This is a genomic window from Streptomyces sp. NPDC046308 (assembly GCF_055588065.1).
Genome location: NZ_JBVJFB010000009.1, coordinates 159,792 through 173,356, shown reverse-complemented (window position 1 = coordinate 173,356; position 13,565 = coordinate 159,792). Strand labels below are relative to the sequence as shown.

Here is a 13,565-nt window from a genome sequence, read left to right as displayed (position 1 = left end):
CGGCCGACGTCCTGAGGGAGATCGAAGTATTCGGGGGCGGTCGGCCGGTCCCGGGCGCGCCGGCGCTCCTGCTTCGACGGGCGGCGTTCCGCCCGTCGACGAACGGCAGGCGAGGTCACCACCGGCGCCGACGGCATCGTTCCCGTTCCGCTCGGAGCTCATCCGTCCTGGTAGTCGAAACCCGGGGCGACGACTCGAGGGCGGTTGAGGGGGTTGGCTACGGCCGCCGGGCCGGCTGCGTGAGAAGGGGCGTCGTCACCGCCCACCGCGCGCGTCATGACCGTCCCGGGGCCGTGGACGTTGTCGTCGTGTCGCGGGTCCCTTACCCGGACCCGCGCAATCTCCCAGCGGCCGCCGGACACCCACCGCCGGGCTCGGCCGGATCGACGCGGGGCACCGGCATTGCGCCCCCGGGTCCAATCAGGTCGCCCTGTCTCGGGGAAAGGGCTGCTCACTCTCGAAGCGTCCCAGGCCCGGGAGCGCCGAGAATGCGCCAATCAGGTGGCGGTTTGCATCTTTTGCCTACGATGCGCAACCACTCCGCCACTCCTGCATGTCACACCATGCAGGAGCGACCAACTCCAATGACGACCAGGGGGAAACATGAAATTCACCCGTCCCGTCCTCACCACCACCGCATTCGCCGCCCTCGCCCTAGGGGCCACGACCGCGCTGGCGACGCCCGCCACCGCCGCGCCCAACACCACGCCGCAGAAGGTCTGCGGAAGCGCCTACAAGACCGTGAACTCGGCCGCCATCGGCTCGCTGGGCACCGTCTACCTGACGTACAACGCCTCGAACGGCAAGAACTGCGTCGCCACCATCCGCAACAACCCGGGTGCGGCCGTGGACATGGCCCTCTGGATCGAAGTCCCCGACACCTCGGCGCGGGGCGAGGACTACGGCCGGTACACGTCGTACGCGGGCCCGGCCTACGTGTACGGCAAGGGCCACTGCGTCGACTGGGGCGGAGGCATCAGCAACGTGCACGTGCAGGTGTACAACTCCAACTGTGGTGCGCGCAAGGAGCACCGGGTCACCGAGATCCGCTGACCCGAGCGCCGCCTCCTGACCGCGACGTTCCGTGCCGTCGTGCGGTCGTCGGTGCAGGACCCACGACCCGACGACCGCACCGGAACCACCCGTGGTCGCCCTCGCCCCGGCAGACTCGCCGAGTTTTGCCGGGGCAAGGGCGCGTCCAGCCCTCGCTCGGGTGCACGGCCGTACGGTCGGCGCGTCGTCGCGACCAGGGCACCTGTCGAGGAGCACACCGCGGAGGTCTCCTAGGAGAGGGTCCGGCGTTACGTCTCGGACCGGAAGCCGCAGATTCTCGTCGAGTCGGGCAAGACGATGGCAACAAGCTCGGCGCCTGCCCGGTCGCACCCTGAAGGAAGCGCTCGGCCGGCACATCGACGCCCGCAACGAGTGCTTCGAAGACGAGGGCATCGAGACGCTCAAGGCCCAAAAGCAGGCGTGGAACCGGCTGGTGTGGCTGGTGTGGCCGTGGGAGGGAGTCGCCAACCACGATGCCCGCCAGTGGTGGCTGGTCCACCACCTCGATGCTGACGACGTGGTCGAGGGCGTCCGTCGGGTTGCTCGCCGAGCGGGAGGCCGCGGCACAGAAGCGGCGCGCCGAGCTGCCTTCACATCGTGACCGCCCCCGCCGTGGCGGTGTTCGTCTGCTGCGCTCGGCTGCGTCCGCCTCCGGTAGCGGGGGCGGGATGTGAACCTACGACCTTTGGGTTATGAGTCCAGCGAGCCACCGAGCTGCTCCACCCCGCGTCGGTCCGGCAGAGTGCGGTACCCAAGCGGCGCCGACCGCCATTTTCGGCCGGGCGCCGACTGGGCCGGTGCCCGGCCGCTGCCGGTGGCGGGTACGACTCGCGTCGTTCCAGTCGGGTAACTACGGCCGGGAGGGCGCGACCGAGTTGGCAGCGGAGGGCGCAACTGACGTATCGCCGCAATTCGTCGGACAGGAACGCCAGCCCGTAGCAGCACGGACGACGCCCCCCACGTGACTGATGCGCGGATCGCGCGTGCCGGGGCGCCTGGACGGTCCGCCTCACCGGCCACCGACCACACGGTGTCCGTCACCCGCAGCACCGCGCGGGCACCCGTCGTGCGGTCTGCCCGAACCGGAAGTCCGGGCGGACCGCACCCCTTACGCAGCGGGCTCCGGCTCAGCAGCCGCCGCAGTTGTAGAACGTCACGTCCCAGTGGCTGCCCTCGTCGGCGTAGATGTTGCCGGCGCCGGACTTCCACTGCGGGGCGCCGTCACCGCGCACCCCGATGTAGGTGAACGTGTTCTTGATGTAGCTGCCGACGCACGTGTACTTGCTGAAGTCGAGCTTGTAGCCGTTCCAGTGGGAGTAGGTGCCGCCGGCGTGGCCCGTCTCGGTGCCGCCGGTGATGTTCAGAGAGCAGCCGCTGGCGCTCTTGAGGGTCTGCGCTCCCTTCGCCGTGGCGAGGTTGAGCTGCTCGAAGGACGTACAGGTCGGGTTGTTGCGGTCCGAGCAGCCGCCGGACGAGGACCATGTGATCCCGGAGCCGCGGAACATCGACGTCGCGGTGGCGTGGCTGATCTTGGTGGCCGCCTGAGCCTCCCCGGCGCCGATGCCCGGGGCGAAGAGCGCGCCGAGGACGAGGGCGAGGGCGGTGAGGACGGAGCGGAGTGTGTTTCCTCGGGCGCGGCTCGGGGCGGCGTAGCCGGGCCGCGGACCTGCGGATACGGGGGACTTCATGAGCCTTGTTCCTCCTGGTGCGGATCGCGGATGCGGAGCGGTGGACCAGCGGGTCTACCCGCGTCGACTTTCGGGGTGCGGAAGGCCCCGGGGTACGGCCCGGGGAGATCACACGGCGGAGCGGAAGGCCGGCAGGTATCCGCCGGAGTGGCCCGCGGCCGTGGGGTGGTAGCTGTTGGAGACGGGCACCGAGACGCTGTGCAGCCAGGCGTTGCCGGAGCAGATCTCGTGGCCGGTGAACTCGTCCACGACGCTGGAGTAGGAGAATCCCGCGTTGGCGGCCTGCTTCGCGAGCATCCCGTTGAGGGCGTCACTGCCCCGGTTGATCGCCGCACGCTCCGTCTCGCTCAGGCCGGCGACGCAATTGCCGTCCAGCTGGTAGAAGCGCGGGTAGCCGAGCACGACGACATGAGCCTGCGGCGCCTTGCTGCGGATGGTGCCGTAGAGGGACGACAGGCTTCCGGGCAGGGTGTTGTTGACCTGTGCGATGGCGTTGTTCACGGCGCTCACGCACGTCGCCTCGCTCTGGAGGACGCAGGTCTGCATGACGTTCGCGAACTCGACGTCGTTGCCCCCGGCGGTGACGCTGACGAGCGTGGTGGAACTGTTGAGCGGGGTCAGCTGGCTGCTCTTGACCGTACTGGTCGTCGCCCCCGAACAGGCGGTGAAGGTGAACGAGGCCGGGGCGTTGGCAGCCGCCCACAGGTACGGGTAGGCCTTGCTGCTGCGCTGGCAGCTGCCGCTGTCGGACAGGTAGCTTCCGGCGCCCACTCCTGAGGAGTAGGAGTCGCCGAGAGCGACGAAGCGCTCCCCCGCAGCCGGGGCAGCGGAGGCCTGCTGGGCCAGTCCCAGGCTCGCGGCCACCAGGGCCGACAGGACGGGCAGGACCCGTCTCAGTTTTGTCCCGTGCATGACAATTCACTCCTTGGCGTGTTGTGGGGAACAGGAGTTGTTGAAGAGTCACTCTTCTAGCAGTGAGGGACGCCCTTGCGATAGGCGTGTGAAGCGCTTTGTTACCGGGCGCCCTGCCGAGGGTCTACGGCACCCCGCATGCTCCCGGGGCAAGCCGGGGCGCGGGTCGCCGCCGCCATGGTCGTGGCCACGGGCATCGCCGAGTACGCGACGATCAGGCCTGCCGGTACATCGCCGTGCGGCGTGCCTCCGACCAGCTCCACATCCTCGCGACCCTCGCCCGCCAGGACGGCCGGCGCACCCGCCTGCGCGGCGGCATCCGCACGCTGTGCCCACCGCGGCCGGCGCTTCGAAGCCGCCTGGGGCCTCTCCCCGATGTCCCCGCTGGACCGCCCCGCGCGCCGTCACCCGGTCACCGACGTGGTGGATAAGGCCGCGCGCGTCGGCCTGCCGTAGACCGCCCGCGAGTCGCTGCCGCGCACCGTCCGGACCACGACCGCGCTCGCCGACGGCGACACGGCTTTCCTGGGCGGCTCCCGGACGCCCGACTGCGCATACGCGAGGGCTTCGGCGACGACGGCGTGCTCGTCGGGTACGCCGCCGCGTACCCCGACGACGCGCGGACGGCGGTACCCATCCGGTGTGGCTCGCGGGCTCGCCGGTTCGACGGCTCGACGGCTCGACGCGCGCCTACAACCTGTCGCTGCGGCGGGTCCGCGAGGGCTTCTCCCCCTGCCCCGTCGCCCCTGTCCCGTCGCCCCTGCGGCGTGGGCGCTGGCCTGGCAGCCGACCCGGGAGGCGTCCGCACTCCTGGCCACGCCGGACAAGTCTCCGGCCCGCTGCCCGTGCAGCACGGCACGCGCGTTTGGTGTCGCCGCGCTCCGCGGGACCGTTCACTCGGGAGCTCCGCGCCGGAGACCTGGGTTGACCGCATTCATCCCGTCACCCTGCACAGTGATTCGGCAAACCGCGCACCGCCGTCACCAGGGAGGCACACGGAGCGGCGGGGCAGCCCCACGCCCACGAGCCACTCGGAAGCCTGGGACGTGCCGCGCCAACTGGGCGAACACCGGCCGATGATCCGGTCACAGCATCTGTCCGTAAATCGACCGCCCGTTGGCGGCCCTCCTTCGGACCTGCCAGGCTCGTCTTCACGGAGCGACAGATCGCAGGCACTGAACCGTAATCACCCTTGACTCGAAGGTGAAAATTGTCATGCGTCACCACATCATCGCAGTATCCGCCTTCAGCCTCCTCTGCCTTGCAGGCACCACGGGTCTCGCGGAGGCTCAACCCACCGGTGTGCACAGCCCGTCCGCGATGGTCTTCACCGTTACCCAGGGCCGCGGCGCACCCCTGGACACCGTCATGCGTGCGGCCACCCTCAGCTGCGCCTACACCGCCGAGGGGACACACCCCGCCCCGAGGGCCGCGTGCGACGCCCTCAACGCCACGGACGGCGAACTCAACCGCCTGCTGGCAACACCGAACACATCGCGGACCTGCCCCAAGTACTACGACCCCGTTACGATCACCGCAGACGGCGTACTGAACGGCAGGCGCGTCGCCTGGAAACACACCTTCTCCAACGCGTGCATGATGTCCGCGACCCTGAACGGGAACCCGGTGTACGCGTTCTGACTTCGTACGGCCGGCGTCGGATGTATCGGCCCGGCGGTACCGCCCCCCAACGTGCGGGCACCGGGGCCGACCCGCGCACGCCGTATGGACGACATCCTCTCCTTCCGTCGGGTTGACACGTGGAGCGGCTGACAATGAGGTTGCTCACTCCATGCAGGCGATGGAGCGGGTGGGGTCTTCCGTGAGGAAGTGGAGGAACCGTCGCTGCGAGCCGGTGATCGTCGCCAGATAGACCCGTGCTGTTCCCGCGGCATGTCGCCTGCCGACGACTTCGGCCAGGTGCGCACCGACGGATGCCCGCACGCGCCCCCTCCTGCGGCGGCGCGTGCGGCTCACAGCCGCGGCGAGGCACGGGAGCCGGGGAGCGGGTTTAGTGAAAGCCGCCCTCGGCCGAGATCGACGTGATGCCCGCCGGCGCGCCGTCGCGGGTCGACGTGGCCAGTCTCGCCAGCCGGCACCGGCACCGGCGCCCCGGACCGGTCAGGGGGAAAGGAGCGGCCCCCGACCGCTGAGGGCCGGAGCCCGGAGGCCCGCATGGTTGGGCCCCCCCACCTCGCGAGCACGGCATGCCTGAAGCAACTCACCGACGCACGCCGGCTCCGAGCGGTGCCGAACCCGGCGCCGAAGCCGAAGCCGAGCCGAAGCCGCCGTCGATCCGGCACCGCTCCGCGCGTTCAGTCGCGGCAGTAGCAAGAGGGTGCCGGACCCGAACTTTCCGCAGGCGGCTGCCTCATAGGCGAGCGAAGTCAGCAGAAGGAACTGGCGGACACCCGGAGCGGTCGCGCCGACCGGGCAGACCACTCTGCCCCCGCCTGTGAGCGGTTGCGATGTGGCCTGGCGGCCGATGCGGGCCTGCCGCGCGGCGCTCCGCGGGCGCATGGAACGGGCTGCGCCGGACACACGTATGTCAACTGGCCTGCACACAAGAACAGTTCGTCCGGCCAGGCGACCCCTACGCGCACCGAGGAGAGACGTCATGCCGCTGACATTCCGCAAGAGCTTCAGGATCCTGCCTGGCGTCCGGCTCAACATCAACCGCAAGTCGTGGTCGATCACCACCGGCGGCAAGCACGGCCCCCGCCGCACCCACAGCAGCACCGGACGCCGCACCACCTCGATGGACCTGCCCGGTCCCTTCGGCTGGCGCAAGACCCGCCGCAGCTGATGCACAGGCTCCTCAGCTGACGCAGCGGGTACGCCAACCCTCCCGGACGCGGCGGCGATCACCGACCGCTGGTGACCCACGGCAGCGACAACACCGTCACGCTTGCTCCGTCACATCTCACGTTGGAGGTCATTCACCGCCCGGGCCCGCGCAGCCCGGACGTGGTCCGGCTGTTCAGCGAACTGACTGCCCAGGGGCTCAACGGGCTTGCATCGAAGGCCAAGCCGCTGGCTGCTTACGGGTTGCGGAATGCCAGCCCGCCCAGCCGTCCCGGTCTTCTACTGCGACCAGTGGAGGCCGAGGTCGCGTGAACCTCCCCTTCGAGCGGGCCGGCCGGCACGGCCCGGGCGGGAAACGGCGGCGGTCATCGGTCTGGTGACCGCCGCCGCTCTTGCCCTCGCTCTTGCTCTGCTCGCCGCCAGTACGCACGCGGCCGAGGTACTGGCAGCCGTGCGGCAGGTCCTGAGCGGTGCGGGCAGCGCTCCTCCGAGCGTTCGAGCGGTTGACATCTCTTGCCGTGTCATCGCCGTCCTGATCGATCGGTCCGACCCCACCGCTTGAACCTGTTCAATATTGCGGGCCGCATCACCCGGCGCATCACTTGAACATGTTCAAGTCATGTGTGAGCATGACCGGCGAAGGCTGCGCGACATAGCGCCGGCCTCGCCGCCGACACCACAGCCGTCGGCAAGACCTGACTGTCCCTCTGGAGCCGACCCGGCCCCAGAGCGGGCGTGAGAGGCATGACAAATGATCTTGTGGCTACCGATCGCGTTGGCTCTTACCGTCGGAGCGCCCGTCGCCGCCGTCTGGGCCGCCACCGAGCTGACCCGTCAACTGCCCGTGCCTGCGCGGATCGTCATTACCGTGCTCGCCCTGGGTGTGTCCTTGTGGTGGTTGGCGCTGCCTTCTGTCACCTTGGCATCACTCGGCGCTCTGATGTCATGGGCTGTCATCGCCGCAGCTGCCGACGAAGCCAAAAGGCGGCAGCGGGCCCGCCGCCCCGTCATGTCCCCCGCCTGGCACCAGACGCAGACCCACGGCTCCCCCGGCTCCCACGGCTCCGACTGAACGATGCGGGGGCTACAACCTCTTGGAGGTGCGAGGCACCCGGCCTCACCCCGGTGGTCCGGGGCGAGGACCGGGTGCTGCCGGCTGAGGTGGGGGCGGATTGCCGGGGTGGGTCGGGCCACTGAATGAACTGGCTCCGCCCACACGACGACCTCCCGGCGCCGGCAGGTGGTTCGGAGACGAGCCGGGAGTTTGACCCGGCCGACGACAGGGGCCCGCGGTGAGCGACGGGAGATGCCCGGGGCTGGCCTCCGGGTGGAGGTCAGGGGGCGGGTGAGGAGGATGAGGGCGAACGAACAGAGTCCGGAGGCGGCCAGCGCCAGGCCGATGACGCGCCGGCGCAGGTGGGCGTAGCGGTGCGCGTACTCCTCCGCAGCAGCGCGCCGCCGATGCCGGTCAGCCCGCCGACCGGATCCCTCCGCGGCGGGCACATGGTCGAATCACGCGTCGCTGTCTACACAGCCTTTCTACGCGCGGCTAAGTCGTGTGCTGCGGAAAGTGACGGCTCGCTACAAAGAGGCCGGACGGCGACCCGCTCGACTCACGCAGCGGATTGACTGATGCGGCCTCTCCGAACCCTTCGCTTCGCGCCGCACAGCAGCCGAGCACAGGCCGCCCCCGTGGGGGGAGCCGGAGGCGCAGGGTATTTTCCGTATTCCCTTGGAGGGGGTTGCTGTCGGTGATCGGGGTAGGCGATGTGCAGGAGGATGCCATGGCCATCTACCACTCACACCACGCCCCGGTTCCGGCGGCCCGGGCTCATGACTACCGTCAGGGCCTGCACGACCAGGTGATCGGGCTCATCATGTTCGCCGCCTCTGCCGCCCTGTGGATCTATCCGATGGCGACCCACGACGGAGCGAAGGACGCCCAGGTCAACGAGGCCGTGATCGGGACGCTCCTGATGATCGTCGTCGGACACAGGATCTACCGGGGCAGCAGCTGGCGCTCCGACGTCATCGTCGGCCTGGCTGGCCTGTGGATGCTCGTCTCCCCGTTCGTACTGGGGCTGCAGAACGCCGCCGTCGACAACGGCAGCCAAGTCCTCGACATCGCCGTCGGAGCCGTCCTCGTGGCGACCGCGCTGATCTCCCTGCTGATCCTGCGCGCCGACCGCAGAGCGGCGGACGCCAATGTCGAACATCCCAGCTGATTTTGTTGCCACTCCGCGTCCGCTCTGTCCAGACCAGGCGTTGGGTGGCAGCTGCCCTGCTCAAGCCGTCACCTGACGGAACACGAGTGGCCCGGTCTGGGTTTAGGCACGCCTTCCCGGACAAAGCCGCCCTGGGGCCTGCCCTGCGGCGGCTCGCCGCCGACGGCGAGGACTCAACCTCCGGGTCGAAGCGGGATGCCCTGGAGAGGGCGGTCGGGGCCTCTGTGAGCCCATGGTCAGCCACGACGCCGTGGCGTTCCACTTGCTCTCCGAACAGGTCTCGAAAGACGTGAAGGTCGTCCGGTGCGGCCAGGGCGCGGACGAGGTTTTCGCCCGGTACCACTGGTATCCGCAGATCGCCTACCCCGCGCGTACTTCGACCGGACGCACGCCCGACTCACTGCGATGATCCACCCGGACCTCGCCGTCGGCCACGACGCTTCGACGGACTTCGTCCGACGTCACATGGCCACCCCCGGAGCCGATACCGCTCTCGACGCCGCCCTGCGCATGGATGGCCACGCCCTCATGCCGGACGATGCCGCCAAACGGGTCGACAACACGACGATGCCCTGGGGGCTTGGGGGCCGCGGCCTGCCCGCCTGGGCTGAAGCTCGCGCAGGGCGGCAAGGCCATCCTCAAGGACGTCGGCCGTACGGTACTGCCCCGGCGAGGTAGTCGACCCACCGCAGGGATACTTCTCCGTCCCGGAGGTGCGCAACATGGCCCGGCCCCGTGCCGGCCGGGTTCCGGGACACCCTCATGGCTCCCGCAGCGCGCCGGCGCGGCACCCAACCGTCACCGCGCCGAGCGCGGGGCCCACCCCTGGCAGGTGGCGACGCTGGAGATCTGGCTCCAAGCGCACAGCATCCGGTGAAGTGCACGTCGGCGATCATGGACGTCAGGTCGGAGCGGTGAAGGAGGTCATTGCCAAAGCCCATGGTGGCCCCCGGCCGCACCGCACCCCTTCGCCCCGAAACCGCCCGGCTGGTCGTGGAAAACCTCACCGCCGCTGACCCTACGCAACGTGGCCAATCGTGACCCTGGTTCGAGCGGAACCCGTCGCCAAGTTCAGCGCCGACACCGTGATCGACCGAGGTGGCGTCCACCGCCCGCTAGTGATCCGCTCGTTTCGCGAGAGCGGAGTGCCCGAGCTGCAGGGCGTCCGAGAGAGTGAGAGCGGTCAGGGCGGCCGCAACCGTGCGAGTGCCTTCCGGCCAGATGGCGCGGGCCCCGGTGAAGGTGGTCACGACCCACACGCTCAGGCAGAACGGGCAGCTGATCAGTTCACCGACCGTTTTGCGGCCGAGCTCGTCGCGGGGGGTTTCGTTCAGTTCTGCCGGCGCGCCGGCTCCGTCCACGTGGGTGAACGGGGCGCGCAGCGGTCGCGTCACCGTGGCCTTGGTGATCAGGCGACTGAGCTTGAAGGTGGCGGTGGCGATGAGAGCGAGTTCCCAGGGACCGGGCGAGGCGGGGCGGGACTTTCCGGTCCGCCGCTGCAACACCGTCCAGCCGGCCGCGTACCCGGCGAAGCCGGCCATCGCGCCCAGGTGCCCGCCGTGGGGCTGGAGACCTCGGAGTATGTCCATAACCGTTCCTCGCTGAACCCGTGCAAGCTGCGGGCCACGTCGCCATCGGCAGGATCACCGTCGAGGGGACGTCTACCCGGCCTCGGCCGGCGAACGCCTCGGCTGAAGCGGCTTTTACCGTGTGGGCCCCGGGATGTCGGGCAGGCGCCTGCCATGAGGCCCCGCCCACCGCGGTTGTGCGGCACGACGTACGCCAGCCCCCTTCAGGGCCGCGTCGCCGTAGTCACCCCCGCCGCCCGCGGTGTATCGGCGCGCGCACCGCCTACGCCCCGACGCGGCGCCCGGGTGGCTCGGCTCGGCCGGGAAGAGGAGCGGCTGCGCCGACAGGCGGCAAGACGTCCGGGTCTGGCTACCGCATGGCCGGTCGACGACGTAACCGATGCGAAAGCCCTCATGGGCACCGCCGAAGCTGTCCGTTCCGCCTGCGGCACACCCTCCGTCGTCGTCGCGCACGCCGGCGTCGCCATTGGCGGCACCTTCCGGGACCGCGACCCTGAGGACTGGCGCCGGGTGGTCGAGATCGATCTCGTCAAGAGCGCGCTCATCGCTCGCTGCTTCCTGCCCGACCTGCTCTCCAGCCCCGGCTACTGCCTCCAAGTCGCCTCCCTCACGACTCTGGCACCCATCCCGCTCCTCACCGCCTATTGCGCGTCCAAAGCCGGAGTCGAGGCCGTCGCGCCCGCCCTACGCTCCGATGTCGCCCACCGGGGAGTCGATGTGGGAAGTCCGGCCCTGGCGGACGAAACGTTATGGACGACCGGCAGAGGGACGACTGGCATAGGAGTGCCCGCCGGGATGAAGCACCGACTCTTGTTGTATGCGGCGCCTGGGTGGGCACATGCGGAGGGGCTAGGAAACGGAGTAGTTGATGGCAACGACCCGGGGAACGGCCCGCAGCGGCCCACAGGCCAGCGCCGGCGGTCTTCAGCTGCCGGGTATCGTCCTGGGGGTGGGGCTGGGCGGCTTCGTCGACGGGATCCTGCTGCACCAGCTGCTGCGTTGGCATCACATGCTGACCAGCACGGACACCGATCGCATCGGGGTGAAGTACTACCCGGCGAACACGGTGCCCGGTCTGCAGATGAACACGCTGTGGGACGGCATTTTCCACGCGGTGTGCTGGCTGGCGGTCCTGCTCGGCCTGGCTGTGCTCTACGCGCGGGTGACGCAGGGGCGGCGGCGCGTGTGGACATCGGGAAAGCTGTGGGGTTGGATCCTGGTCGGCTGGGGCCTGTTCAACCTCATCGAGGGCTTCTTGGACCATCACATCCTGGGCATCCACCACGTCTACGCCGGTGATCAGCAAATCTGGTGGGACCTGGTTTTCCTGCTGTTGGGCGCGCTGTTGGTGGCGGTCGGCTGGAGGATTCAGAATCGTGCCCGGCCCTTCGACGCGGAGACGGGCCCGGCGCCGCCCGGGGCGCGATCCGCCGGGATGCCATGACGGGGCACGTCCCCGACCACGAGCAGCAGGCGGTCGGGCTGCCCTGGGAGGTGCTGCTCGCAGCCCTTGTGCTCTGTGTCGTCGCGCTCGGGTATGTGCTGCTGGCGGCGCGAGCCAGGCGGTCGAATCCGCAAGTCGGCTGGAGCCGGTGGCGCACCGGCTTCTTCCTGGCGGGCACTGCGCTGCTCGCCTTGGCGCTTTTGCCGCCCCTGGCGACGGCAGCGCACGGCGACTTCCTCGGGCACATGCTGCAGCACCTGCTGATCGGCATGTACGCGCCGCTCGGCTTGATGCTGGGAGCGCCGATCACGCTGCTGCTGCGGACCTTGCCGGTGCGCCGGGCGCGCCGGCTCACCGCGGTGCTACGCAGCAGGCCCGCCCACCTGATCGCGAACCCCGCCACCGCGCTGGTCCTGAGCGTAGGCGGCCTGCCAGTGCTGTACTCCACGGGCCTGTACAACGCCTCCCACAGCAATGACCTGCTGCACGGACTGGTCCACCTGCACTTCCTGCTCTCCGGCTGCCTGTTCGTCTTCGTGATCGCCGGACCCGACCCGGCGCCCGCGCGACCGGGCGTCCCGACACGGCTGGTGGTGCTCGGTGTGGCAATCGCGGCACACGCGCTGATCTCCCAGGCCATGTACGCCGGCTACCTCATCAACATCCACGCGCCCGTGACCCAGGTCCAGGCGGGAGCGGAGGCGATGTACTACGGCGGCGACATCGCCGAACTGCTTCTCGCCCTGGCGCTGGTCGCCACCTGGCGCCCCACCCCCGGCGGGGCACGCCCGCTCGGGCCACCCCGTACCCGGGAAGGTAAGTACTACCCGGATCTCCGCGCGCCCGTAATCGGCATCACCGGTCCCGGCGCACCCGAACCCCTGTCGGATGAGGGCGAAAGCGGTGGTCACGAGCCGGTCGTACCGCGCCTCGCCGGGGTCGTGGCCTGGATGCGACGGCCGGGTCGTTGATCGACGGTTTCTTCGGCGACGGCGTGCCGAAGGTGAGCTGCCGTTCCGGCAGCGGGAGGCGGGCGTCGGCTCGACAGCGCGCCGAGGGCGATCGTGCCGACGCCACCACCTCCTCGGCCGTCACGTGCAGCCGCAGCCTCTTCGAGCGGGCACAGCGGAGACGCCGACCGCACACAGGTACGGTCGGCGTCTTGGATGCACCACGGGCTGCGCTCAGTCGTCGTCCGCGTCCTTCTGTGCGGCTTCCCGGATCGCGTCGCGGGTTCGGTCGATGAGCGCGGCCACGGGCCCCACCGCCATGTTGGCGGTGGCGCTCTCCATCCCGGGGTGGGGGCGGGTCGGTGCCAGGGCCTCCGCCGCCTTGACGGCTTTGGCCATGGCCATCAGCCGAGTCTGGGAGCTGTTGCGCCGTAGCTGGGCGAATTCGTAGCGTTCCTCGGCGCGGGCGTGTGCGAGGACGGCGTCTCGTAGGGAGAGCAGTGTCGGCATGAACTTCGGGTCGCCGGTGTCAAGGTCCTCAAGGGTCGCGAGCTGTTCTTTGGCGGCGTTTTCCTCGGCGAGACGCTCCTGAACGACGTCGTCACCGCCCTCGAAGGCCCTGCGGGCGTGGGGGTGCACGACCTCTTCCTCCGCCGTCTCGTGGACGGCCAGGAGCCGCACCAGCCGCTGGAAGGCGTCTCTGCGGGCTTCCCCCTCGCTCAGCCGCACTTCGTCGAAGAGGCCATGGATCTGTCCGTGCTGGCGCATGAGGAGGGCGACCACGTCCTCGCCGGCCGCCGGGTCCCCGACCTGCTTCTCGTCGTCCTTTACGTCCTTCACGGGATCCTCCGGGCAATGGGGTGGGGGGCCGGCAGGGGCCGGTGGTGCCTGCGGGGCGA

The 13,565-nt window shown here is 69.9% G+C and carries 12 protein-coding genes, 1 tRNA gene and 2 pseudogenes; 9 read left to right on the top strand and 6 right to left on the bottom strand.

Features of this window, described 5'->3' with window-relative positions:
- Window positions 1-603: 603 nt before the first annotated feature.
- The gene (locus ACZ6JT_RS30590) at window positions 604-1,053 is read left to right on the top strand and encodes a spore-associated protein (RefSeq protein WP_469214704.1); all 450 of its coding nucleotides are present in this window, start codon (window positions 604-606) and stop codon (window positions 1,051-1,053) included.
- A gap of 655 nt (window positions 1,054-1,708) precedes the next feature.
- Here the strand turns inward: ACZ6JT_RS30590 and ACZ6JT_RS30585 are convergent.
- The 3 genes from ACZ6JT_RS30585 to ACZ6JT_RS30575 form a co-directional block, all read right to left on the bottom strand.
- Window positions 1,709-1,782, bottom strand: a tRNA-Met gene (locus tag ACZ6JT_RS30585).
- 398 nt (window positions 1,783-2,180) lie between these two features.
- Window positions 2,181-2,741 carry a hypothetical protein gene (locus ACZ6JT_RS30580; RefSeq protein WP_469214702.1) on the bottom strand — a complete coding sequence of 187 codons (561 nt, stop codon included), beginning with the start codon at window positions 2,739-2,741 and terminating at the stop codon, window positions 2,181-2,183.
- Between the two features lie 108 nt (window positions 2,742-2,849).
- On the bottom strand, window positions 2,850-3,653 hold the full coding sequence (locus tag ACZ6JT_RS30575; RefSeq protein WP_469214700.1) for an SGNH/GDSL hydrolase family protein: 804 nt from the start codon (window positions 3,651-3,653) through the stop codon (window positions 2,850-2,852).
- 1,215 nt (window positions 3,654-4,868) lie between these two features.
- Here ACZ6JT_RS30575 and ACZ6JT_RS30570 point away from each other — a divergent pair.
- Complete coding sequence (locus ACZ6JT_RS30570; protein ID WP_469214698.1) at window positions 4,869-5,294, top strand: subtilase-type protease inhibitor; 426 nt, start codon at window positions 4,869-4,871, stop codon at window positions 5,292-5,294.
- Window positions 5,295-5,438: 144 nt separating this feature from the next.
- Here ACZ6JT_RS30570 and ACZ6JT_RS30565 read toward each other — a convergent pair whose 3' ends face one another.
- A complete protein-coding gene (locus ACZ6JT_RS30565; protein WP_469214697.1) occupies window positions 5,439-5,597 on the bottom strand; it encodes a hypothetical protein in 159 nt (52 codons plus the stop codon).
- Between the two features lie 673 nt (window positions 5,598-6,270).
- On the opposite strand from ACZ6JT_RS30565, the gene ACZ6JT_RS30560 reads away from it, so the two are divergent.
- The 4 genes and pseudogenes from ACZ6JT_RS30560 to ACZ6JT_RS30545 all read left to right on the top strand — a co-directional run.
- On the top strand, window positions 6,271-6,459 hold the full coding sequence (locus ACZ6JT_RS30560) for a DUF4236 domain-containing protein (protein ID WP_388829120.1): 189 nt from the start codon (window positions 6,271-6,273) through the stop codon (window positions 6,457-6,459).
- Window positions 6,460-7,209: 750 nt separating this feature from the next.
- Window positions 7,210-7,530, top strand: coding sequence for a hypothetical protein (locus ACZ6JT_RS30555; RefSeq protein WP_469214696.1), 321 nt, complete (start codon window positions 7,210-7,212; stop codon window positions 7,528-7,530).
- A 712-nt stretch (window positions 7,531-8,242) separates the two neighbouring features.
- Complete coding sequence (locus tag ACZ6JT_RS30550; protein ID WP_469214695.1) at window positions 8,243-8,683, top strand: SPW repeat domain-containing protein; 441 nt, start codon at window positions 8,243-8,245, stop codon at window positions 8,681-8,683.
- Window positions 8,684-8,903: 220 nt separating this feature from the next.
- Window positions 8,904-9,560 (top strand): annotated as a pseudogene (locus ACZ6JT_RS30545) (asparagine synthase-related protein); the annotation flags it as partial.
- A 238-nt stretch (window positions 9,561-9,798) separates the two neighbouring features.
- Here the strand turns inward: ACZ6JT_RS30545 and ACZ6JT_RS30540 are convergent.
- Window positions 9,799-10,272 (bottom strand): DUF1360 domain-containing protein, encoded by a 474-nt coding sequence (locus ACZ6JT_RS30540; RefSeq protein ID WP_469214693.1) that lies wholly within the window; start codon window positions 10,270-10,272, stop codon window positions 9,799-9,801.
- A 153-nt stretch (window positions 10,273-10,425) separates the two neighbouring features.
- Between ACZ6JT_RS30540 and ACZ6JT_RS30535 the strand changes: the two are divergent.
- The 3 genes and pseudogenes from ACZ6JT_RS30535 to ACZ6JT_RS30525 form a co-directional block, all read left to right on the top strand.
- Window positions 10,426-10,983 (top strand): annotated as a pseudogene (locus ACZ6JT_RS30535) (SDR family NAD(P)-dependent oxidoreductase); the annotation flags it as partial.
- Between the two features lie 157 nt (window positions 10,984-11,140).
- Window positions 11,141-11,716, top strand: a complete 576-nt coding sequence (locus tag ACZ6JT_RS30530) for a DUF2243 domain-containing protein (RefSeq protein ID WP_469214692.1) — start codon at window positions 11,141-11,143, stop codon at window positions 11,714-11,716.
- A complete protein-coding gene (locus ACZ6JT_RS30525) occupies window positions 11,713-12,687 on the top strand; it encodes a cytochrome c oxidase assembly protein (protein ID WP_469214691.1) in 975 nt (324 codons plus the stop codon). Before ACZ6JT_RS30530 ends, ACZ6JT_RS30525 begins: the two co-directional genes overlap by 4 nt.
- Before the next feature lie 213 nt (window positions 12,688-12,900).
- Here ACZ6JT_RS30525 and ACZ6JT_RS30520 read toward each other — a convergent pair whose 3' ends face one another.
- Window positions 12,901-13,506, bottom strand: coding sequence for a hemerythrin domain-containing protein (locus ACZ6JT_RS30520; protein WP_469214689.1), 606 nt, complete (start codon window positions 13,504-13,506; stop codon window positions 12,901-12,903).
- Window positions 13,507-13,565 lie beyond the last annotated feature (59 nt).

Excerpts from the sequence above, each read along its gene's own strand:
- ACZ6JT_RS30580 (WP_469214702.1), bottom strand. The coding sequence starts at position 2,741 with ATGAAGTCCCCCGTATCCGCAGGTCCGCGGCCCGGCTACGCCGCCCCG.
- ACZ6JT_RS30560 (WP_388829120.1), top strand. The coding sequence starts at position 6,271 with ATGCCGCTGACATTCCGCAAGAGCTTCAGGATCCTGCCTGGCGTCCGG.
- ACZ6JT_RS30570 (WP_469214698.1), top strand. The coding sequence starts at position 4,869 with ATGCGTCACCACATCATCGCAGTATCCGCCTTCAGCCTCCTCTGCCTT.
- ACZ6JT_RS30530 (WP_469214692.1), top strand. The coding sequence starts at position 11,141 with ATGGCAACGACCCGGGGAACGGCCCGCAGCGGCCCACAGGCCAGCGCC.
- ACZ6JT_RS30590 (WP_469214704.1), top strand. The coding sequence starts at position 604 with ATGAAATTCACCCGTCCCGTCCTCACCACCACCGCATTCGCCGCCCTC.
- ACZ6JT_RS30550 (WP_469214695.1), top strand. The coding sequence starts at position 8,243 with ATGGCCATCTACCACTCACACCACGCCCCGGTTCCGGCGGCCCGGGCT.
- ACZ6JT_RS30555 (WP_469214696.1), top strand. The coding sequence starts at position 7,210 with ATGATCTTGTGGCTACCGATCGCGTTGGCTCTTACCGTCGGAGCGCCC.
- ACZ6JT_RS30540 (WP_469214693.1), bottom strand. The coding sequence starts at position 10,272 with ATGGACATACTCCGAGGTCTCCAGCCCCACGGCGGGCACCTGGGCGCG.
- ACZ6JT_RS30525 (WP_469214691.1), top strand. The coding sequence starts at position 11,713 with ATGACGGGGCACGTCCCCGACCACGAGCAGCAGGCGGTCGGGCTGCCC.
- ACZ6JT_RS30575 (WP_469214700.1), bottom strand. The coding sequence starts at position 3,653 with ATGCACGGGACAAAACTGAGACGGGTCCTGCCCGTCCTGTCGGCCCTG.